The 19332-nt window shown below is 72.9% G+C and carries 18 protein-coding genes and 1 pseudogene; 8 read left to right on the plus strand and 11 right to left on the minus strand.

Annotation, left to right across the window (positions count from 1 at the left end; all coding sequences use genetic code 11):
- Positions 1-62: 62 nt before the first annotated feature.
- The 3 genes and pseudogenes from A4E84_RS45730 to A4E84_RS11940 form a co-directional block, all read right to left on the minus strand.
- Positions 63-392 (minus strand): annotated as a pseudogene (locus A4E84_RS45730) (reverse transcriptase-like protein); the annotation flags it as partial.
- A gap of 19 nt (positions 393-411) precedes the next feature.
- Complete coding sequence (locus A4E84_RS11935) at positions 412-1155, minus strand: zinc ribbon domain-containing protein (protein WP_062931411.1); 744 nt, start codon at positions 1153-1155, stop codon at positions 412-414.
- Complete coding sequence (locus A4E84_RS11940) at positions 1152-2006, minus strand: Nif3-like dinuclear metal center hexameric protein (protein ID WP_062926546.1); 855 nt, start codon at positions 2004-2006, stop codon at positions 1152-1154. Before A4E84_RS11940 ends, A4E84_RS11935 begins: the two co-directional genes overlap by 4 nt.
- Before the next feature lie 199 nt (positions 2007-2205).
- On the opposite strand from A4E84_RS11940, the gene A4E84_RS11945 reads away from it, so the two are divergent.
- Together A4E84_RS11945 and A4E84_RS43390 are read left to right on the plus strand one after the other, a co-directional pair.
- The gene (locus A4E84_RS11945) at positions 2206-3438 is read left to right on the plus strand and encodes a hypothetical protein (protein WP_062926547.1); all 1233 of its coding nucleotides are present in this window, start codon (positions 2206-2208) and stop codon (positions 3436-3438) included.
- 96 nt (positions 3439-3534) lie between these two features.
- Entirely contained in the window at positions 3535-3702 is a 168-nt protein-coding gene (locus A4E84_RS43390) for a hypothetical protein (RefSeq protein WP_167455407.1), read from the plus strand.
- 93 nt (positions 3703-3795) lie between these two features.
- Here A4E84_RS43390 and A4E84_RS11950 read toward each other — a convergent pair whose 3' ends face one another.
- The 5 genes from A4E84_RS11950 to A4E84_RS11970 form a co-directional block, all read right to left on the minus strand.
- Entirely contained in the window at positions 3796-4740 is a 945-nt protein-coding gene (locus A4E84_RS11950) for a 3-oxoacyl-ACP reductase (protein WP_062926548.1), read from the minus strand.
- Positions 4741-4751: 11 nt separating this feature from the next.
- On the minus strand, positions 4752-5828 hold the full coding sequence (locus A4E84_RS11955; RefSeq protein WP_062926549.1) for a Zn-dependent alcohol dehydrogenase: 1077 nt from the start codon (positions 5826-5828) through the stop codon (positions 4752-4754).
- A gap of 32 nt (positions 5829-5860) precedes the next feature.
- Entirely contained in the window at positions 5861-6718 is an 858-nt protein-coding gene (locus A4E84_RS11960; protein ID WP_062926550.1) for a MaoC/PaaZ C-terminal domain-containing protein, read from the minus strand.
- Positions 6719-7048: 330 nt separating this feature from the next.
- Positions 7049-7789 (minus strand): class I SAM-dependent methyltransferase, encoded by a 741-nt coding sequence (locus A4E84_RS11965; RefSeq protein ID WP_062926551.1) that lies wholly within the window; start codon positions 7787-7789, stop codon positions 7049-7051.
- A gap of 218 nt (positions 7790-8007) precedes the next feature.
- On the minus strand, positions 8008-9447 hold the full coding sequence (locus A4E84_RS11970; protein WP_062926552.1) for an MFS transporter: 1440 nt from the start codon (positions 9445-9447) through the stop codon (positions 8008-8010).
- A 193-nt stretch (positions 9448-9640) separates the two neighbouring features.
- Here A4E84_RS11970 and A4E84_RS11975 point away from each other — a divergent pair, with 193 nt between their 5' ends.
- The 6 genes from A4E84_RS11975 to A4E84_RS12000 all read left to right on the plus strand — a co-directional run bounded on the left by A4E84_RS11975 (position 9641) and on the right by A4E84_RS12000 (position 15660).
- Positions 9641-11380: an MFS transporter gene (locus A4E84_RS11975; RefSeq protein ID WP_062926553.1), complete on the plus strand. Its 1740-nt coding sequence runs from the start codon at positions 9641-9643 to the stop codon at positions 11378-11380.
- A 104-nt stretch (positions 11381-11484) separates the two neighbouring features.
- Complete coding sequence (locus A4E84_RS11980; protein ID WP_062926554.1) at positions 11485-12135, plus strand: class I SAM-dependent methyltransferase; 651 nt, start codon at positions 11485-11487, stop codon at positions 12133-12135.
- 107 nt (positions 12136-12242) lie between these two features.
- Positions 12243-12530, plus strand: coding sequence for a hypothetical protein (locus A4E84_RS11985; protein ID WP_062926555.1), 288 nt, complete (start codon positions 12243-12245; stop codon positions 12528-12530).
- Positions 12531-12592: 62 nt separating this feature from the next.
- Positions 12593-13549 carry an N-acetylmuramoyl-L-alanine amidase gene (locus A4E84_RS11990; RefSeq protein ID WP_062926556.1) on the plus strand — a complete coding sequence of 319 codons (957 nt, stop codon included), beginning with the start codon at positions 12593-12595 and terminating at the stop codon, positions 13547-13549.
- 158 nt (positions 13550-13707) lie between these two features.
- The gene (locus A4E84_RS11995; RefSeq protein WP_062926557.1) at positions 13708-14550 is read left to right on the plus strand and encodes a hypothetical protein; all 843 of its coding nucleotides are present in this window, start codon (positions 13708-13710) and stop codon (positions 14548-14550) included.
- A gap of 96 nt (positions 14551-14646) precedes the next feature.
- The gene (locus A4E84_RS12000; RefSeq protein WP_062926558.1) at positions 14647-15660 is read left to right on the plus strand and encodes an LLM class F420-dependent oxidoreductase; all 1014 of its coding nucleotides are present in this window, start codon (positions 14647-14649) and stop codon (positions 15658-15660) included.
- 36 nt (positions 15661-15696) lie between these two features.
- On the opposite strand, the gene A4E84_RS12005 is transcribed toward A4E84_RS12000, so the two are convergent.
- Genes A4E84_RS12005 through A4E84_RS12015 form a run of 3 tightly spaced genes read right to left on the minus strand, consistent with a single transcriptional unit; the run spans position 15697 to position 19200 of the window.
- Positions 15697-16446, minus strand: a complete 750-nt coding sequence (locus A4E84_RS12005; protein WP_159029567.1) for a hypothetical protein — start codon at positions 16444-16446, stop codon at positions 15697-15699.
- A complete protein-coding gene (locus A4E84_RS12010) occupies positions 16433-17998 on the minus strand; it encodes a vWA domain-containing protein (protein WP_062926560.1) in 1566 nt (521 codons plus the stop codon). Before A4E84_RS12010 ends, A4E84_RS12005 begins: the two co-directional genes overlap by 14 nt.
- Entirely contained in the window at positions 17995-19200 is a 1206-nt protein-coding gene (locus tag A4E84_RS12015) for a hypothetical protein (protein ID WP_237304898.1), read from the minus strand. Before A4E84_RS12015 ends, A4E84_RS12010 begins: the two co-directional genes overlap by 4 nt.
- Positions 19201-19332 lie beyond the last annotated feature (132 nt).

The raw sequence follows: 19332 nt of genomic DNA on the forward strand, positions 1-19332 counted from the left end.
ATCGCCTCGTTGGCCAGCCGGTCCGCGTGCTTGTTCTGTGCCCTCGGCATCCACTCGTACGTGACCTGCCCGGGTGGGAAGACCCGGGCCGCCTGCGTCGCCAGTGGCTTCATGTCGGGGTGCTTGATCTTCCAGCGGCCCGACATCTGCTCGACGACGAGCTTGGAGTCCATCCGGACGTGAACCGTCGCGGCCGGGTCCAGTTCCCGGGCGGCGCGCAGGCCGGCGAGGAGGCCGCGGTACTCGGCGACGTTGTTCGTGGCGACGCCGATGTACTCGGCGGCCTCCCGCAGCGTCTCCCCCGTCGCCGCGTCGCTGACCACGGCCCCGTAGCCCGCGGGCCCCGGGTTGCCCCGCGACCCGCCGTCGGCCTCGACGATGAACTCCCGCACCGGAAGGGCTCCCAGCGACCTAGATACCGGACTCGGACGTGCGCACCAGGATGCGGCGGCAGTTCTCGCAGCGGATCACCGTGTCGGGCGCCGCCCTGCGGATCTCGGCCAGCTCGGTGATGGCGAGCTCCTGCCGGCAGCCCTGGCAGCTGCGCGCGTACAGCTTCGCCGCGCCGACGCCGCCCTGCTGGCCGCGCAGCTTGTCGTAGAGCTTCAGCAGATCGGCCGGGATCGAGCCGGCGATGACCTCGCGCTCCTTGGTGACCGTGGCGACCTCGCCGTCGATCTGCTCGAAGGCCGCGTCGCGGCGCGCGGTCGCGTCGTCGATCTTCGACTGGACGGAGGTGACACGCTCGGTCAGCTCCGCGACCCGCTCCTGGGCGGACTCGCGCCGCTCCATGACCTCCAGCACCACGTCCTCCAGATCACCCTGCCGCTTGGCGAGGGAGGTGATCTCGCGCTGGAGGTTCTCCAGGTCCTTGGGGGAGGTGACGGCGCCCGAGTCGAGGCGCTGCTGGTCGCGGGCGGCGCGCTGGCGCACCTGGTCCACGTCCTGCTCGGCCTTGGTCTGCTCGCGGGCGGTGTCGCTCTCCTCGGTCTGCGCGGCCACGAGCAGGTCGCGCAGCTGGGTGTGGTCCTTGGTCAGCGATTCGATCTCGGCGTGCTCGGGCAGCGACTTGCGCCTGTGCGCGAGCTGCTGGAGGCGGACGTCGAGGTCCTGGACGTCGAGGAGTCGGATCTGGTCGGCGGGCGCGGCGTTCAGTTCGGGGCTCCAAGGGGGTCGGAAGTGGCAGAGGCCGCGTGCGCGGTCCAGGGGTCGGTGACCGTTTTCGAGACGTGGACGCGCAGGTCCCATCCGTGTCGGTCGGAGATCTCGTCGAGCTGGCTCGCGGCCAGCTCGCACCAAGGCCACTCGGTGGCCCAGTGCGCCGCGTCGAGCAGCGCGAGGGCGCTGTGGGCGCGGGCCTCCGACACCGGGTGGTGGCGCAGGTCCGCGGTGAGGAAGGCGTCGACGCCGGCCGCGCGTACGTGGTCGAAGAGGCTGTCGCCGGAGCCGCCGCTGACGGCGACGGTGCGCACGAGGGCCTCGGGGTCGCCGGCGACGCGGATGCCCTGCGCGGTGGCGGGCAGCCGCTCGGCGGCGCGGGCGGCGAACTCGCGGACGGTCAGCGGGTGGTCCAGCGCGCAGAGCCGGCCGAGGCCGCGGCGGCCCTCGGGGTCGGTGGGGTCGGGCACGAGCGGCCCGGTGACGCGCAGGTCGAGCGCGCCGGCGAGGGCGTCGGAGACACCCGGGTCGGCGGTGTCGGCGTTGGTGTGGGCGACGTGCAGCGCGATGTCGTTCTTGATGAGGGTGTGGACGACACGGCCCTTGAAGTGCGTCGCCGCGACCGTCGTCGTGCCGCGCAGGTAGAGCGGGTGGTGGGTGACGAGCAGGTCGGCGCCCAGTTTCACCGCCTCGTCGACGATCTCCTGGACCGGGTCGACGGCGAACAGGACCCGGGTGACCTCCTGGTCCGGGTCGCCCGCGACGGTGCCGACCGCGTCCCAGGACTCGGCCCGCTCGGCGGGCCACAGGCTCTCCAGCGCGGCGATGACTTCAGACAGACGGGGCACGGGAGCAAGGCTACCCGCCTGATCTGTGGCGTTGCACCGCCACCGCCCGCTCCCGGCACCTCTCGCCCCGCTCAGCACAATCGCCCCCTTTTCCTCAGGCGAATCGTTCCTGGAACACCCTTATGTGTGAAGTCTGCTGCCGAGGAATTCCCCGCCCGTGCGTGCGAAACCTACGTTCGTCACTGGAGGTGACCGAACGATGACGGCCTGTGCGATCGAGCCTTCGGCGGGACACGAGGACGACGAGGACGAGGACGGGTCCCGGCCGGCAGGCTGCGCGCTCACCGCGGACGGTGCCTACGGCGCGCGTCTCGCGTCGGCCGGCGACTCCTGGTTCCCGGAGCGCTGGACCCTGGACGGCCATGAGCCGTACGCGGTGCCCCTGCCGCGCAACCAGCCGGAGGAGCCCGGAACGGAGGTGCAGCCGATGGGCGACGGCCGGGTCCTCATCCACCGGGTGGTGGCCGGGCGGCACGCCTTCGCGCTGCTGTACCCGACCGGGCCCGGCACCGGTGAGCTGCCCCTGGGCGCGGTCGAGTGCCGGGACGGGACCGCCCGGCTGCGGCTGCTGCCGCCCGCCCCGGGCGGCGAGCGGGCCTACGCCCTCGCCGTCGGGCCGCGTACGACGTCGGTGTGGCTGGTGGCGGGCGGCGCCTTCGGGCCCGAGCGGCTGGCCGAACTGCCCGGCCGCTGTTCGGGAGGGGTCTGGCTGGACCGGACGGCACGGCTGCTGGCGCTGGACCGGGAGACCGGCGGCCGTGTCAAGACCGTCGTGGTGGACCTGGAGTGCGGGGAGGTGTCGCCGCTGCTGCAGATCGCGGCCGAGAGCGATGACCGGCTGCTGCTCGCCGACCACGACAGCGGGCTGCTGATCGTCCGCTCGGACGCGCCCTCGCCGGGGCAGGGCCGGCTGGGCTGGGGCGTCCTCGGCAGCACACTGCCGGTGCGCTTCCCGGAGTGCCTGCGGGTGCGGGACTGCTCCGTCACGCCGTTCGCGATCCAGCCTGGGCAGGTGCTGACGCCGGAGAGCTGCGCGGTGGCGCTGCGGGTGGACGGGCCGCGGGGCAGCTGGGTCGGGGTCTGGCGGCCCGCCGAGCGGCGGGTGCACCATCTCCGGGCGCCCGAGGGGTGGTTGGCGGGCACGGGCCTGTGGACGCCGGAGGGGGTGCTGCGGCTGCCGTACGCGACGGAGGCCGTGCCGTGCGGTGTGGCGCGGGTGAGTCCGCCACCGGCCGCCGAGCAGGAGCCCGGGGCCGCTTCGGCGCCGCATCAGGAACCGGAGCCACCGACCCCGGTTCCGGAGCGCTCCGGGCAGCCCGCGGAGCCCGGACCGCCTGCCCCGCCGACCCGGCCCGCCGAGCCCGCGACGCCCTCGGCTCCCCGGCCGGTGCCCCTTCAGGAAGCGCCGTTGGGACGCCTTGTAACGAACTAGTGCCGGTTGGCGTGGCCGCCTGGATCCGAGGTCAGGGGTGCCGGTTAGACTCACCCGGCTGTAAAAAAGATCATGTTGACGGGGTGAATTCCACCGATGAGTGACGCCAGCACGAAACAGTCGCGTGATGCCGACGTCCAGCAGACCTCCTCCGGCCCCGGCCGGCACCGTGGTGAGGTCTCCACGCAGGACAGTGAGGCGACTCCGCGCGGACGCCACCGCAAGCCGGTGGCGGAGACCGAGCAGGCCGTGACCGCGGCCTGACGGCACGCCGGTTCACCGGACGGCGAACGGCCCTTCCCGCCACAAGCGGGGAGGGCCGTTCCCTGTCCTTCTCCCTGTCTTACTCCCTGTCCTTCACCCGCGTCTCAGCCCCAGCACCTCAGCCGCCGCGAAGGTCTCGCCCGCCGGCCGGTCCGCGTAGTACGGCCCGAGGACGGCCTCCAGTTCGTCGTACGTGAAGGTGTCCTGCTTGCTGTCGAACCTGGCGGCGACGCGCGGCCGTTCGACGACGGCGACCATCCCGCCGTGCACCACGAGGAGCTGCCCGTTGACATGGGCGGCGGCGGGCGAGGCCAGATAGCCGACCAGCGGGGCGACGTGCTCGGGGGCGAGCGGGTCGAGGCCGGTGCCGGAGGGCTGCTCGACGCCCGCGAAGACGTCCTCGGTCATCCTGGTGCGGGCGCGGGGGCAGATGGCGTTGGCGGTGACGCCGTACTTGCCGAGGGCCAGGGCGGTGGAGGTGGTGAGGCCGACGATGCCGCCCTTGGCCGCCGCGTAGTTGGGCTGCCCGGCGGAACCGGCGAGGAACGCCTCCGAGGAGGTGTTCACGATCCGTCCGTACACCGGCTCCCCGGCCCGCTTGGAGCGCTCCCGCCAGTGCGCGGCGGCGAACCGGGTGGTGTTGAAGTGACCTTTGAGGTGCACGCGGAGGACGGAGTCCCACTCCTCCTCGGCCATCGAGAAGACCATGCGGTCGCGCAGGATGCCCGCGTTGTTGACGAGGACGTCGAGCCTGCCGAACGCGGCGACGGCCGACTCGACGAGCGTGCGCGCCTGTTCGAAGTCGGAGACGTCCCCGGTGTGCGCGAGGGCGGTGCCGCCCGCCGCGCGGATCTCGGCGGCGACCTCCTCGGCGGGCCCCGCGGACGCCTCGCCCGTGCCGTCGCGGCCGGGTTGTCCGTAGTCGTTGACGACAACGGCGGCACCGAGCCGGGCGAGTTCCAGCGCCTCGGCCCGGCCGAGCCCGCGGCCCGCGCCCGTGACGATCGCGGACAGTCCCTGGAGCGGCAGCAGCGGCATGGGTCGCGTCCTCACATCTCGATGCACGTGCGCAGGGCGGTCCCGGTCCGCATCTGGTCGAGGGCCTCGTTGACGTCGGCGAACGGGACCCGGTGGGTGATCAGGCCGGTCAGGTCGATGCGGCCCGCGCGCCACAGGGCGATGGTGCGTTCGTAGGAGCGCAGCACGTCACCGCCGCCGTACAGGGAGGGCAGGATCCGCTTCTCGTCGAAGAACAGCTCGAACATGTTGAGCTGGAGGAAGTCGTCCATGGCTCCGGCGCCGACCACCACGAGAGTGCCGCCGCGCCGGGTGTTGTCGTACGCGGTGCGCGCCGTGGCGGACTTGCCGACGACCTCGAAGACGTGGTCGAAGCCCTCGCCGGCGGTGATCTGCTGTTGGGCGTCGGGCAGTTCCTCGGGGGAGACGGCCCGGGTGGCGCCGAAGCGGAGGGCCGCCTCCCGGCGCGAAGGCACGGGGTCCACGGCGACGATCTCCGCGGCGCCCCGGAGCCGGGCGCCCTGGATCACGGAGATGCCGACGCCCCCGCAGCCGATGACCGCCACCGACGAACCGGCCTCCAGGTCCGCCGTGTTGAGCGCGGCGCCGAGACCGGTGGTCACCCCGCAGCCGATGAGGGCGGCGATGTCGAAGGGCACGTCGTCGGGTATCGGCACCGCGCAGCCGGCGTCGACGACGACCTCCTCGGTGAAGGTGCCGGTGCCGGCGAAGCCGAAGACGTCCCCGCCGGGGCGCTTGAAGTTGGGTGTGCCCGCGTTCATGAACCCGGCCAGGCACAGCTCGGTCTGGCCGCGCTTGCAGGCGGGGCAGGAGCCGCAGGCGGGCAGCCAGCACACGACGACCCGGTCACCAACCCTCAGATGACGCACGCCCTCGCCGACTTCGAGGATCTCCCCCGCCCCCTCGTGCCCGGGGACGAAGGGCGCGGGCTGCGGGAGCACCCCGCTCATAGCGGACAGGTCCGAGTGGCACAGCCCCGTGGCGCGCACCCGGATCCTCACCTTGCCCGGCCCGAACCCCACCGCCTCGACGTCGTCGAGGACCTCCAGTTTGTCCTGGCCGATCTCGTGCAGTACGGCTGCGCGCATGGTGCGGGCTCCCCTCGTACGGCGTTCTGGCGTCAGGTGTGTTCGACGACGGTGTCGGCGAGGACGGGCGCGTCGGCTCGCTCCACGGCGCCGACGGCGACCCGGGTGGATCCGGGTGTGTGCCACATGCGGATCCGCAGGGTCTCCCCCGGGTACACGACCCCGGCGAAGCGGGTGGCGTAGGACCGCACCCGCGTCACGTCCCCGCCGAGCAGCGTGTCGACGACCGCCTTGAGCGCGATGCCGTAGGTGCACAGGCCGTGCAGGATGGGCCGTTCGAATCCGGCGACCTTGGCGAACTCCGGGTCGGCGTGCAGGGGGTTCCAGTCGCCGGAGAGGCGGTAGAGCAGGGCCTGGTCGTCGCGAATCGGCCGCTCCACGGTCCGGTCGGGTTCGCCGGTGGGGGGTTCCAGGCGGGCGGAGGGGCCGCGGTCGCCGCCCCAGCCGCCCTCGCCGCGGATGAAGATCTGGGCGTCGTTGGTCCACAACGGACCCTCGGTGTCGGCGACTTCGGTGCGCAGCACGAGGACGGCCGCCGTGCCCTTGTCGTACACGGCGGCGATCCGGTGGGTGGCGGTGGCGGTGCCCGTCGCCGGGATGGGCCGGTGGACGAGGAGGCTCTGGCCGCCGTGCAGGACGCGGGCCAGTTCGACCTCGATGCCGGGCATGGACAGGCCGCCGGTCACGCCGGGTTTGCCGGCGCCCGCGACGGTGGCGAAGCTCGGCAGGACGTGCAGCCGGGACTCCAGGGTGTAGCGCAGCTCGTCGGGGTCGGTGGCGGGGCTGCCCGCGCCGATGCCGAGGTGGTAGAGCTGCACGTCCTTGTGGTCCCAGGAGATCTCGCCGGTCCGGGGTCCGGCGGCGAGCGCCTTGGCTGCGTCGATGGGCATGGGGCTCCTGATCGCCGGAGGAAGGACCTCGGTACGGCCGTCCGCACCGTCGTCCGCACCGAGGCCGTCTGGGGCCGGACCGGGACGCGAACTGAAACGCGTTCCAGTCCCGCGCCCTCTGTATAGCCGAGGCCCCGGCACTTGTGAAGGCTCCTGACACTGTGTCAGGCCGGCGTGGCAGTGGCCTTCGTCGCGCCGGAGTGCGTGCGTGTGGTGCCGGTTCGAGGCGACCCGGTCGTGCTGCCGTGGCCGCTGATGGCGAGGGGCCTGTTCACCCGCAACGGCAGGGAAGCCCTCCGCGAGGCCCGCCGCCAGGGTCGGCTCCGAGCGTCATACCCGCTGGAACAACGCCGTCCAGAGGAAGGACTTCCCGAAGTACTCGGACCCCTCCGGCTCGTCGCGCATCCGCCGCAGTTCGAGCTCGGTCAGGCCGGAGAAGATCTCCCGCAACGCCTCGGGCGTGTACGCGAGGCCGCCCCGCAGCCCGGCCCCCTCGCGGTAGAAGTCGGCGTCGGACAGCTCCGACCCCATCCCGCCGGCCCCGGCGGCGAAGCACGTGAGGCCGAAGAGGCCCCCGGGTGCCAGGAGTTGCTCCAGGAGGGCGAGATAGCTGACCCGGCGGTGCGGCGGCAGATGGTGGAAGCAGCCGGAGTCGTAGACGAGGTCGTACGGGCCGGTGAGATCCCGGCCGGCGAGCGCGAACGCGTCCCCGCAGTGGAAGCGCACGTTCTCGGCCCCCGTCTCACGGGCCCGCTCCCCGGCCCAGTCGACGGCCGTCGAGGACAGGTCGACCGCGTCGACGTCGAAGCCCCGCGCCGCCAGGTACAAGGCGTTGCGCCCCGGCCCGCATCCCAGATCCAGCGCCCGGCCCCCGCGCAGCGACCCCCGCTCCACGGCGGCCACCAGGCTCTCGTCCGGCCGCGCCACGAAGAACGGCACCGGCCGGGAGCGGTCGGCGTAGAAGTCGTCCCACCAGTCGGCACCGCGCCCGCTCCACCGATCGGCCTCGGGTGCGAACAGGCCGTCGAGCAGGGCGAGTGCGTCGTCGACGGTGCGTATGTTCCGGTCCATCCGGTCCCCCTTCCGCGTCCCTCGAAGGTAGGCCCAGATACGCTGAAAGGCCAGGTCAGGGCGGGTCGGTGGGCATCAGCGGGAGGCCGTGCGCGGGCCGCCGCGGGGCGGGGAGGCACCCCGGGGTCGGGTCGCCCCGCCCCCGGGGCGAAAAAGCGGCGGCACACGCGTGGCGGGTCGTCACGCCCCTGTTCCGGGCCACGCCTGCCGCACTGTTTTCAGGCGGCGGCCTCCCGCTCCCGCGCCGTCCGCGGCAGCCACACCCACATCAGCGCGACCCCGGCCGTCAGCACCACGGTCCCCACCCGGAACGCCAGTGCGTAGCCCTCCGTCAGGGCCCGCGGAGTCGCGCTGCCCGCCGACTCGGCCGCCGCCAGCGTGGACAGGACCGCCAGGCCCAGGGAACCGCCCATCGTGCGGGACGTGTTGACGAGACCGGAGACCAGGCCCGCCTCCCCGGGGGCGGCACCGGACGTGGCCAGGGAGGCGAGCGGGGTCGCGGCCAGGCCCGCGCCGAGCATCATGAGGACGCCGGGGACGAGGATCACCGTGGCGTAGGAACCGTCGGGCGTCATCGTGGACTGCCAGGCGAACCCGGCCACGGCGACCAGGGTTCCGAGCACGGCGACGTTGCGCGGGCCGACCGGCCGCATCAGGCGGGGCGCGATCTTGGAGCCGAGGATGACGGCGACGGAGCTCGGGACCAGGGCGAGGCCGGCCTCCAGCGGGGTGTAGCCGAGGACGTTCTGCGCGTAGAGGGTCATGAAGAACCACATGCAGAACATCGCCGAACCGCACAGGAACATCGAGACGTTCGCCGAGGAGACCGAGCGGATGCGCAGGAGGCCGAGCGGCATCAGCGGACTCGCCGTGCGGGCCTCGACCGCGAGGAACGCCCCGAGCAGGGCCGGCCCGGCGAGCAGCGGCACCAGGGTGGCCGGCGCCGTCCAGCCCGCCGCCTCCGTCTGGGAGATGCCGTAGGCCAGCGTGGCCAGGCCGGCCGTGACGAGCAGCGCGCCGGGCAGGTCGAGGCGCCGGCCGTCCCCGGCCCGGCCCTCGGTGAGGAACCAGGCGGCGGCGCACAGCACCACGGCCCCGACGGGCACGTTGATCAGCAGCACCCAGCGCCAGGAGAGCGTCTCCACCAGCAGCCCGCCGACCAGGCCGCCCGCCGCGCCGCCGCCGGCCCCGACCGCGGTCCAGGTCCCGATGGCCCGGGCCCGGGCCGCCCCTTCGGGCACGGAAGCGGTGAGGATCGTCAGCGTCGAAGGCGCCAGCACTGCCGCGCCCAGCCCCTGGACGGCCCGCGCCACCAGCAGCTGCCAGTCGTCCTGCGCCAGGCCGCCGGCCGCCGAGGCCAGGGTGAACAGGCCGAGCCCGACGAGGAACATCCGCTTGCGGCCGTAGAGGTCTCCGGCCCGGCCGCCGAGCAGCATGAACCCGGCGAAGGCGATGGCGTAGGCGTTCACGACCCACTGCAGGCCCTGCTCGCTGAGCCCGAGCCCGGTCCGCATGGACGGCAGGGCCACGTTGACGACCGACACGTCCAGTACGACGAGGAACTGCCCGGCGCAGGTCAGCGTCACCACCAGCCAGGTGGGAGGCGCGCTGCGGCGGGGCGTACGGGTCATTTCGGCGGCTTCGAGCATGAGTGTCATGCTCTCAACCACTCCAAGCTCCGTGCATCGGGATTTCGCCCGGCCCGGCCTCGGTCCCGAGTCCTAGGGCTTTCGCAATCCCAAGGAAAGGTCAAGTTTTCGTTAGGGTGCCGAAGCAACGGAATAGTTGCCTCGACATACAAGGTTCCCACTCCACGTAACCCGACGCTCCCGGCCTGGAGGCCCTCCTCACATGACGCAGACGACGACAGACCGCCCGGCCGGCAGAGCGAGCGGGGCCGTGGTCCCGGTGCTCGCCTTCGCGGGCATCGTTGTCGCGGTGATGCAGACCCTGCTCGTTCCGGTGATCAAGGATCTGCCGCAACTGCTGGACACCTCCCCCAGCAACGCCACCTGGGTCCTCACCTCGACCCTCCTCTCGGGCGCGGTCGCCACCCCCATCATGGGCCGCCTCGGCGACCTCTACGGCAAGCGCCGCATGCTGATCCTCAGCCTGGCCGTGATGGTCGTCGGCGCCCTGGTCAGCGCGCTCACCAGCGATCTGCTGCTCATGATCACCGGCCGTACGCTCCAGGGCTTCGCGATGGGCGCCATCCCGCTCGGCATCGGCCTGATGCGCGACATGCTGCCCCGCGAGAAGCTCGGCTCGGCGATGGCGCTGATGAGCTCCTCCATAGGCGTCGGCGGCGGCCTCGCCCTGCCCGCCGCCGCCCTGGTCGCCCAGCACAGCGACTGGCACGCCCTCTACTACGGTGCCGCCGGCCTCGGCCTGCTCGCGATCGCCCTCACCCTCCTCGTCGTACCGGAGTCCCCGGTGCGCGCCGAGGGCACCTTCGACCTGCCGGGAGCGCTCGGCCTGTCCGCCGGGCTCGTGCTGTTCCTGCTGCCGATCACCAAGGGCAGCGACTGGGGCTGGGCCTCCGGCACCACGCTCGGCCTGTTCGCCGCCTCGGCGGTGGTGCTCCTGCTGTGGGGCGTGATGGAGCTGCGCCTGAAGGCCCCGCTGGTCGACCTGCGCACCACGGCCCGTCCCGCCGTCCTCTTCACCAACCTCGCCTCGATCATGGTCGGCGTCTCCTTCTACGTCGTCTCCCTGGTCCTGCCCCAGCTGCTCCAGCTCCCGAAGTCCACCGGCTACGGCCTCGGCCAGTCGATGGTCGTCGCGGGTCTGCTCGTCGCGCCGCTCGGCCTGACGATGATGTTCACGGCGCCCGTCTACGCGCGGCTGTCCGCGAAGTACGGTCCCAAGGTCACCCTGATCCTCGGCCTGCTGATCATCGCGATCGGCTACGGCGCCGGTCTCGGGCTGATGAGCGCCGCCTGGCAGAGCCTGGTCATCTCCGTTCTGCTGGGCGCGGGCATCGGTCTCGCCTACTCCTCGCTGCCCGCGCTGATCGTGGGCGCGGTCCCGGCGTCGGAGACGGGTGCGGCCAACGGCCTCAACACGCTGATGCGCTCCATCGGTACGTCGGTGTCGAGCGCCGTGATCGGCATGGTGCTGGCGAACACCGCGAACAACGTCGGCGGCGTCGAGATCCCGACCATGCACGGCTTCCGGGTGTCCTTCCTGATCGCGACGGGTGCGGTGGCCGTGGGCCTGCTCCTGGCGCTGTTCCTGCCGGGCCGACGGCCGTCGGAGAAGCCGCAGTTGCGTGCGAGCAGCGAGGAGGACGCGGCGCTGGAGCGCGCCGAGCGGGTCCTGCGCGGTTTCCGCGGCCGGGTGCTGGCCGCCGACGGTGCTCCGGTCGCCCGCGCCAGGGTCACGCTGATCGACCGCCGCGGCCGCCAGGCCGGGGCGACGCTCTCCGCCGAGGACGGCAGCTACGCGCTCGCCGTCCCCGCGCAGGGCTCCTACGTCGTTGCCGCCCGGGCCACGGGGCACGGCCCGCTCGCCTCGTCCGCGACCCATGCGGGCGACGAGCGCCCGGTCGACCTGGACCTGTCGCTGCCGGGCGAGACGGTCTCCGCCTGACCCACCCCGCCCGACCCGGCTACTCACCGGTACCCCCTGTCGTCCTCTCGGCAGGGGGTGCGGCACGATGGCGCCCTGACCGTCGTACGACCGAGAGGAACCCCATGCCCGCGGCGCCGAAGCCCGAGATCCTGGCCGCGTTCGAGGCGGCGAAGGGGTTCATGCCCGTCGGCGAGGGGCTGGCACTGTACGCGGCGGCCGTGGAGGCCGGGCGGCTCGGGCTGCCGCTGCTGGAGGTCGGCACCTACTGCGGCCGGTCCACGATCCTGCTCGCCGACGCGGCCCGCGAAGCCGGGGTCAGCGCGCTCACCGTCGACCACCACCGCGGCAGCGAGGAGCAGCAGCCCGGCTGGGAGTACCACGACCCGGAGACCGTCGACCCGGAGGTCGGGCTGATGGACACGCTGCCCACGTTCCGCCGCACGCTGCACCGGGCGGGTCTGGAGGAGCACGTGGTGGCGCTGGTCGGGCGTTCCCCGCGGATCGCCGCATTCTGGCGGACGCCGCTGGGCTTCGTCTTCATCGACGGCGGCCACACCGACGAGCACGCAGGCGCCGACTACGAGGGCTGGGCCCCGCACGTCGCCGAGGGCGGCCTGCTGCTCATCCACGACGTCTTCCCCGACCCGCAGGACGAGTTCACCGGCCAGGCCCCGTACCGGATCTACCTCCGGGCGCTCGCCTCCGGCGCCTTCACGGAGGTCTCGGCGACGGACTCGCTGCGGGTCCTGCGCCGCACCGGCCCGGGCATCTGAGCGAACGGCTGGGCGGGTGAACCGCACCCCCCGCACCCCCGCCCGGTCGGCCCACGGGCGGCGTGGCGCGTCGGCGGGCGACCGCCGCTGCCCAAGGATCCGGGCGCGTGGCACACACCTTCGCAGAGCTCGTGGAGAAGCAGCGCGCGGCGGACGAGGCGTACGCCCGCGTGCGTCAACTCCAGGACGCGTACGGGCCGCCCACCCAGACCAAGTGGAGCGACCAGCAGACCACCACCTGGGAGACGGCCTGGCGCGCCTGGCGCGATCTCGCCCGGGACGTCCAGGCGGCGGTGACCGGGTACGCGAAGCAGGAGGGCACACCGCGCCCGGAGGTGGAGGCGCGGGTGAAGGAGGCGGTACGGCGCGGGGGCGGCGGCGGGAACGGAACGTAGCCGACGCCCGGTCGGACCGTCCGCGGCCCGCCGCCCCCGCGCGCGCCCGCTAGGGTGGCTGCGTGTCGTACGCAGGCCCGGACTTCGAACCTCCCCAGAACCGCCGCCCCCGCCGCGGCCCCCTCACCGTCGCGCTCGCCGCGCTGGTGCCGGGTGCGCTGCTCGGCTGGCTGGTGTACGAGACGGTGGGCGGTTCGGGGGACGACGGGGGCTCGGGGCAGGCGACCGTACGGTCCTCCCCGCCCGCCGCGTCGAGCGCGCCCGCCGACGACGCCAAGGAGCCGGACGCCTCCCCGAAGCCGAAGCCCCCGGACACGCCCTCGGCCTCCGCGCCCGCCGCCTCCGGCCCGCTCAAGGGCAAGGTCGTCGTCATCGACCCGGGGCACAACCCGGGCAACTTCCAGCACGCTTCCGAGATCAACCGCACGGTGGACATCGGGACGAACTCGAAGGAGTGCGACACCACGGGCACGTCCACCAACGACGGTTACACCGAGGCGAAGTTCACGCTGGACGTGGCGCACCGGATGCGCGCGCTGCTGGAGGAGCAGGGCGCCACGGTGAAGCTGACCCAGGACGCCGACCGGCCTTACGGGCCCTGCGTGGACGAGCGGGCCCGGATCGGCAACCAGGCGAAGGCCGATGCCGTGGTGTCGGTCCACGCGGACGGCTCGGGTGCCGGCAACCGCGGCTTCCACGTGATCCTGCCCGGTTCGGTCAAGGCGGGCGCCGCGGACACCAGGGCGATCGTCGGCCCCTCCCGCGACCTCGGCGAACACGTCGTCGGCCGCTTCGTCGCGGTCACCGGCAGCGCGCCCTCCAACTACGTCGGCGACGGCAGCGGTCTCGTCACGCGTAAGGACCTGGGCGGTCTCAATCTGTCAACGGTTCCCAAGGTGTTCATCGAGTGCGGCAACATGCGCGATAGCAAGGACGCGGCGTTGCTCACCAGCGGCGCGTGGCGACAGAAGGCGGCGCAAGGGATCTCCGAGGGAATCGTGAGTTTTCTGCGCGGGTAGTCCGAGGCCGGCAGATCCCGGCGGACACCCTGACGGGGCGGACGATAGGGTCCTCCTTACGATGAGGGGCCACCCCCGCGCTTCACACCGAGTCCGGACGGCGGCATGGTGACAGCGACGCCTCTACCGACGATGAGACGACCTACGAAGGACCTGAAGTGAATATCCGCTCCCTCACTCGGGGCGACGGCGTGGTGATCGGAGCAGCGGTATTGCTGTTGATCGCGTCGTTCCTCGACCTCTACTCGTTCGACAATGTCCCCGACAGCGTCGACCTCCCCAGCCTGTGGGGCAGCGGCCCGGTCGTGTTCAGCGTCGTGCTGGCCGGGATCATCGGCGCCGCGCTCGTCGTCGTCGGCCGGGGTCTGCCGCAGGCCCCGAAGATCGCGGGGCTGGAACTCGTCCCGTTCGGCGTCGCCTTCACGGTGTTCGCCGCGTGGAGCGCGCTCGGCAACATCTTCGACGTGCCGGGCGGTTTCGACAACATCGGTGAGAGCGGCAGCTCCGGCGCCCCGAGCCCCGGCATCGGCATGATCCTCGCACTCGTCGCCACGCTGCTGATGGCCGCCGCCGCCCTCGCCACCCCCCTCGTCCCGGCCCTCAAGGGCGCCCTGCTCCCGGCCCCCCGCCCGGCCGCCCCGCAGCCCTACGGCGCCCAGCCCCCCGGTGGTTACGGCTACCCGGGCGCGCAGCAGCCCGGCGGCTACGGCCAGCCGCAGCCGGGGCAGCCCGGGCAGCCCTTCGGCGGGCAGCCCCAGCAGGCGCAGGCCCAGCCGCAGCCGCAGCCGCAGCCGCCGGCCGGGGACTTCTCCCCGTTCTGGTTCGCGGTGCCGGTGCCGCGGCCGCTGTTCGCGGAGGACGGCTCGCCCACGCCGATCGCCGAACTCGCCCCGGGTACCTGGTACCTGGCCGTCGAGCAGCGCGGTGCGGCCCTGGTGGCCCAGACGCAGGACGGCCGCCGTGGTGTCCTTCAGGACACGTCGGGCATCCAGCGCGGCTGAGCCCTTCAGCGCCTCTCGGCCCCTCGCCCTTCCGGGCGGGGGGCCGTTGTCGTACAGTCGGCGTCCCGTCAGCTGACACATCGTCAGGAGGCAGGCATGCGGCTCGGTCTCGCGCTCGGCTACTGGGGCCGCGGCCCCTCCCCCGGCCATGTGCCCCTGGCGCAGGCGGCCGAGCGGCTCGGATACGACTCCGTGTGGACGGCGGAGTCCTGGGGCTCGGACGCGTTCACACCGCTCACCTGGATCGCGGCCCACACCTCCCGGATCCGGCTCGGTACGGCGGTCGCGCAGATGGCGGCCCGGTCACCCACCACGACCGCGATGCACGCCCTCACCCTGGACCACCTCTCCGGCGGCCGCATGATGCTGGGCCTCGGCCTCTCCGGCCCGCAGGTCGTCGAGGGCTGGTACGGCCGCCCGTTCCCCGCCTCGCCGCTCACCGCCACCCGCGAGTACGTCGACGTCCTGCGGCAGGTGCTGCGCCGCGAGGCCCCCGTCGAACTGGCGGGCCGCTTCCACCCCCACCCCTACCGGGGTCCGGACGCCACGGGCCTCGGCAAACCCCTCAAGCCGATCACGCACCCGCTCCGCCCGGACCTGCCGGTCCTGCTGGGCGCGGAGGGCCCGAAGAACGTCGCCCAGACGACCCGGATCGCCGACGGCTGGCTGCCGCTGTACTGGTCGCCGACCCGGCCGGAGGTCTACGGCCCGGCCCTGGCCGACCTGCCGGAGGGGTTCCTCGTCGCCCCCATGGCCCAGGTCCGGGTCTGCGACGACGTCGCCGAGGGCCTGCTGCCCGTCAAGACCATGCTCGGCTTCTACATCGGCGGCATGGGGCACGCGGCACGCAACTTCCACGCCGACCTGATGGCCCGCATGGGCTACGAGGAGCAAGCCCGCCGGATCCAGCGGCTGTTCCTCGAAGGCCGCAGGCAGGAGGCCGTGCTGGCGGTCCCCGACGCCTTCGCCGACGAGATCTCCCTGGTCGGTCCGCGTGAACGCATCGCCGAGCGGCTGGAGTCGTGGCGCAAGGGGCCGGTGACGGACCTCCTGGCCCTCGCGCCCGACCCGCACACCCTGCGGGTGCTCGCCGAGCTCAACTCCCGGTGAGGCGCGAGTCCCTTCGCGGGATGCGGCCGGGGCCGGTCACCAGAAGATCGCGATCGCCTCCAGCGTCACCTCGCGGGTCTCCTCGCGCCAGCCGGTCATCTTGCCGAGGCAGCGGGCCGTGAAGGTGCCGGCCGGGATCGAGCGGCGCGCGTTCCCGGGTGCCACGACCCGCATGGACACCGGGGGCTGCTCCTCGCCGTACTCGGCCCGCAGCTCGAAGCCCTCCGCCACGTCCGGCACCCGGGTGAACACGCCCTTGACCGAGACGAACTCACCGATGCGGCTCAGCGTCACCGCGCGGCCGTCGGCCAGGTTGGCGGAGAGGTTCCGGTTGGGGACGACGGTCAGGGTGGTCAGGTCGGCGTGGACGATGGCGTCGGCCCGGTCGAAGGCCTCCATGACCACGCCGATCACGTTGATCGGCTTGTCCTTGCGCACGAACTTGCGGAACGTCTCCTGGCTGACGTCCCGCTTCAGCCGGAACCGGAACAGGAATGTCAGCACCCGGCTCCAGAAGCCGACACTCGTGTCGACCTTCGTCCGCAGCTCGACGGCCTCCTCCAGCGCGGACCGGTAGTTGCCGAGCTCGTACAGGTCCATCACCGCCTGCTCGTCCAGATACAGGCAGATGCTGTACGCCGACTGCCAGCGCCGCAGGTGTCTGCGGCGCTCCTGGGCACGTCGCACCAGGACCACCGCGAGCACCACCGCGCCGGCGGCCGTGGCCAGCCAGACCGTCATCCACGGCCACCAAAGGCTCCACCACAGTGCGTCAGTGACAGCCACGGATCTCCTTGAAAGCCTCGGAAAGGGACGAGCCGGCGGCCTCTACCATCCGTCCGCCCGTTCGCGCCGCCGCACGCCGCAGCTCGCCGGCGTCGGCCTCGCCGAAGTGGACGGGGTAGGTGGGGACGGCGGTGCGCACGGCGGCGGGCAGCGCCTGGTGACGGCGTACGAACTCCGCGTAGGGCAGGCCCGCGTTGTTCTCGCCGTCGGTCATCAGGACGAGTGAGACGGAGCGGTCGGGGTCGGCGGCCAGCTCGCGGGCGGCGGTGCGGTAGCCGTGGTCGAGGGCGGACCACACGGCGGTGGCGTCACCATAGCCGCCCCGGGCGACGGCGTCGGCGAGGGCCGTCAGGTCCTTCGGGCCGGTGACGGTGACGGTCTTCTCCCCCCGCACCCGGCCGCCGAAGCGGACGACGGTCAGCCGCTCGCCCCGGTGGAATCGGGTGAACTTGCCGGAGGCGGAGGAGTCCGCCCCGCTGAGCCCGGCGAAGGCCTCGCGCAGGGCGGCCATCCGGGCGCCGCGCATCGAGCCGGAGAAGTCGAGCAGGAAGACCACCTGGCCGGCGGTGCGGCGGTCGGGATCGCCGTAGTCCGCCAGCAGGGTTTCGACGACGGCGGGCCGGTCGGGGTAGAAGAGCGCGTTGCCGACCGCCTCGCGCAGCCGCGCGTCCCGCGTGACGGTCGTGTTCACGGGGCGGCGCAGAGTGTGCCGCATGATCTGCCGCTGCACCGAGTCGCGGCGCAGCCACTGCGTGACCTTGTCGTACGCGGTGCGGTGGGCCGGGTTCAGCAGGAGCAGCGGGAAGTCCGCCAGGACCATGCCGTCCTCGGGGCGGACGACCTCCAGACGGTCGTCGAGGCGGCCGGAGGCGTTCAGGGCGAGCAGGTCGGACTCGTAGGTGATGAGGGCGTCGGCCTCGCCCTGGTGGTCGGCGTAGGAGTCGACGAGGGCGGGTCCGGTGTCGGCCGTGAGGGTCTGGCCGGAGCGGAAGCCGCGCAGCCGGTCGCAGGAGACGTCCTCGGGGCGCAGGGCGGCCCCGGTGCCGGCCGCGGCGGTGGCGACGCCGACGAGGGCGGCGAGCCCGCTGCCGGCGTGCCGGGGGTCGGCCATGCCGAAGCGGACCCTGCCGGTGGCGGCGGCGTCGGCGATGTCGGCCCAGGTGAGCCGGGCGCCGGGCACCCGGGCGCGCAACTGCCGCGCCACCTCGGGCTTCAGGCCGATGACGACGGGGGACGTCATGGTGGCCGTGCGCTGCAGCCCTCTGGTCGCGTTCCTGTCGGTGAGGCGCAGATAGCTGTCGGAGGACAGCCACGCGAGGTCGTACCGGCCGCGGTCCGGGGCCCTCGTCTCGGCGTCGGCGCGGTGCTCCATGCGCAGGTCGACACCGGTCTCGTCCCGCAACTCGTCGAGCAGCGGGGCCAGTACGGCGAGGTCGGGGCCGGCCAGCACGCGCAGCCGGACCGGGTCGTCGCCGTCGCCGCCCGAGCAGGCGGTGACGAGGGAGGTGACGAGTACGAGGCAGAGCGCCAGCAGGCCCGCGCCGCGCCTCACCGGCTGCCCGTCCGGTCCGGGCAGTCGCCGACGATCTCGATCATCTTCTCCAGCAGGGGCAGGCTGGGCAGCACGGCCCGGGTGTCGTCGAAGGAGGTGGTCGGCACCGGGATCCGCCGCTCGGTGAGGAACCGGGTGAGTGCGTCACCGGCCGCGTCGCCGGTGGCGTTGCGGGCCCTGAAACCCAACTCCATGGCCCGGTGCTGGAGTTCGGGGTCCTTGCTGACCAGTTCGCCGAGCCGGGCGCCGTCGTCGGTCAGCGCGACGAGCTGGGGTTCGGTGACGAACCGGGTGGACGGGTAGAGCAGGACGCGTTCGTCGTCGGTGGCGCCCTTGTCGGCCTGGTGCCTGATCTGATGGGCGAGGAACTGGTGCTCGTAGATCACCGAGACGGGGGCGATGCTCTGCCCGTCGGGGGACAGATACGTTTCGGCCCGCTCGGAGGACGGCAGTCCCTGCTCGACGAGGAGCGGCTTGATCTTGCGGGCGAGTTGCTCCGCCTCGGCCTCGTGGTCCGGCGCGTCGTTCCCGTGCTCGACGAAGGCCACGAGACCGAGGTAGGTGCCGGCGGAGTTGGCTTCGCAGATGTCCGAGGTCTGGGCGAGGATCTTGTTGCCGTTGCGGACGCGGTCGTCGCGGTCGATCTCGTCCCAGCGGTAGCCGTTGTCGGCATCGCGCCGGACGTCGTTCCGCTTGCCGCGGGCCAGATCGATGAACTTCCGCATGTCGAGGGTGTAGTACAGCGGCCGCCCGCCCGGGCCCGGCAGGCGCTGCGCGACGCCTTCCGCCGTGAGGACCTCGGCGTAGTCGCGGTAGGTGGCCAGCACGATGGGGCTGACGAAGGGGCGGTAGAGCAGCACCGGACGGTTCGCCCGGGCGCGCTCCCGGCTGATCAGGTCGGCGGCGGGCTGGCCGGAGGGGAAGACGACGTCGTACCCCTCGTGGTCCTGCTGGGCGATCTCCCGTGAACCCATGTTGGTGATGTGCATGCGGAAGCCGTGCTTCATGAGCAGCCGCTCGACCTCGGGGTCCTGGAAGAAGTCCCTCTTCGAGGCCATCTTGGCCTCGATGGTGACCACCTGCCGCAGCGGCAGCAGGAGGTTCCCGGAGGTCACGAGCAGCGCCAGCCCGATGACCGGGACGGGCAGCGCCGACGCCAGCGCTGCGCGCCGACGCCGGCGCGGGGGTCTGGTGACGGTCAACCGCGGCTCTTCGGTTGCGGGTCTGTTCGCGGGCACCTGCGCTCTCCCCCCGTGACACCGGCGTTCTCCCCGAGTGGCCGGGCCAGGATCGTCGGTGATGCGGGTGTACCCCGAACGACCCTTGCGAGAACG

This window comes from Streptomyces qaidamensis (assembly GCF_001611795.1).
Taxonomy (GTDB): domain Bacteria; phylum Actinomycetota; class Actinomycetes; order Streptomycetales; family Streptomycetaceae; genus Streptomyces; species Streptomyces qaidamensis.

Bases quoted from the DNA above. Each gene is read 5' to 3' on its own strand.
- A4E84_RS11945 (WP_062926547.1), top strand. From the start codon at position 2,206: ATGACGGCCTGTGCGATCGAGCCTTCGGCGGGACACGAGGACGACGAG.
- A4E84_RS43390 (WP_167455407.1), top strand. From the start codon at position 3,535: ATGAGTGACGCCAGCACGAAACAGTCGCGTGATGCCGACGTCCAGCAG.
- A4E84_RS11950 (WP_062926548.1), bottom strand. From the start codon at position 4,740: ATGCCGCTGCTGCCGCTCCAGGGACTGTCCGCGATCGTCACGGGCGCG.
- A4E84_RS11955 (WP_062926549.1), bottom strand. From the start codon at position 5,828: ATGCGCGCAGCCGTACTGCACGAGATCGGCCAGGACAAACTGGAGGTC.
- A4E84_RS11960 (WP_062926550.1), bottom strand. From the start codon at position 6,718: ATGCCCATCGACGCAGCCAAGGCGCTCGCCGCCGGACCCCGGACCGGC.
- A4E84_RS11965 (WP_062926551.1), bottom strand. From the start codon at position 7,789: ATGGACCGGAACATACGCACCGTCGACGACGCACTCGCCCTGCTCGAC.
- A4E84_RS11970 (WP_062926552.1), bottom strand. From the start codon at position 9,447: ATGACACTCATGCTCGAAGCCGCCGAAATGACCCGTACGCCCCGCCGC.
- A4E84_RS11975 (WP_062926553.1), top strand. From the start codon at position 9,641: ATGACGCAGACGACGACAGACCGCCCGGCCGGCAGAGCGAGCGGGGCC.
- A4E84_RS11980 (WP_062926554.1), top strand. From the start codon at position 11,485: ATGCCCGCGGCGCCGAAGCCCGAGATCCTGGCCGCGTTCGAGGCGGCG.
- A4E84_RS12000 (WP_062926558.1), top strand. From the start codon at position 14,647: ATGCGGCTCGGTCTCGCGCTCGGCTACTGGGGCCGCGGCCCCTCCCCC.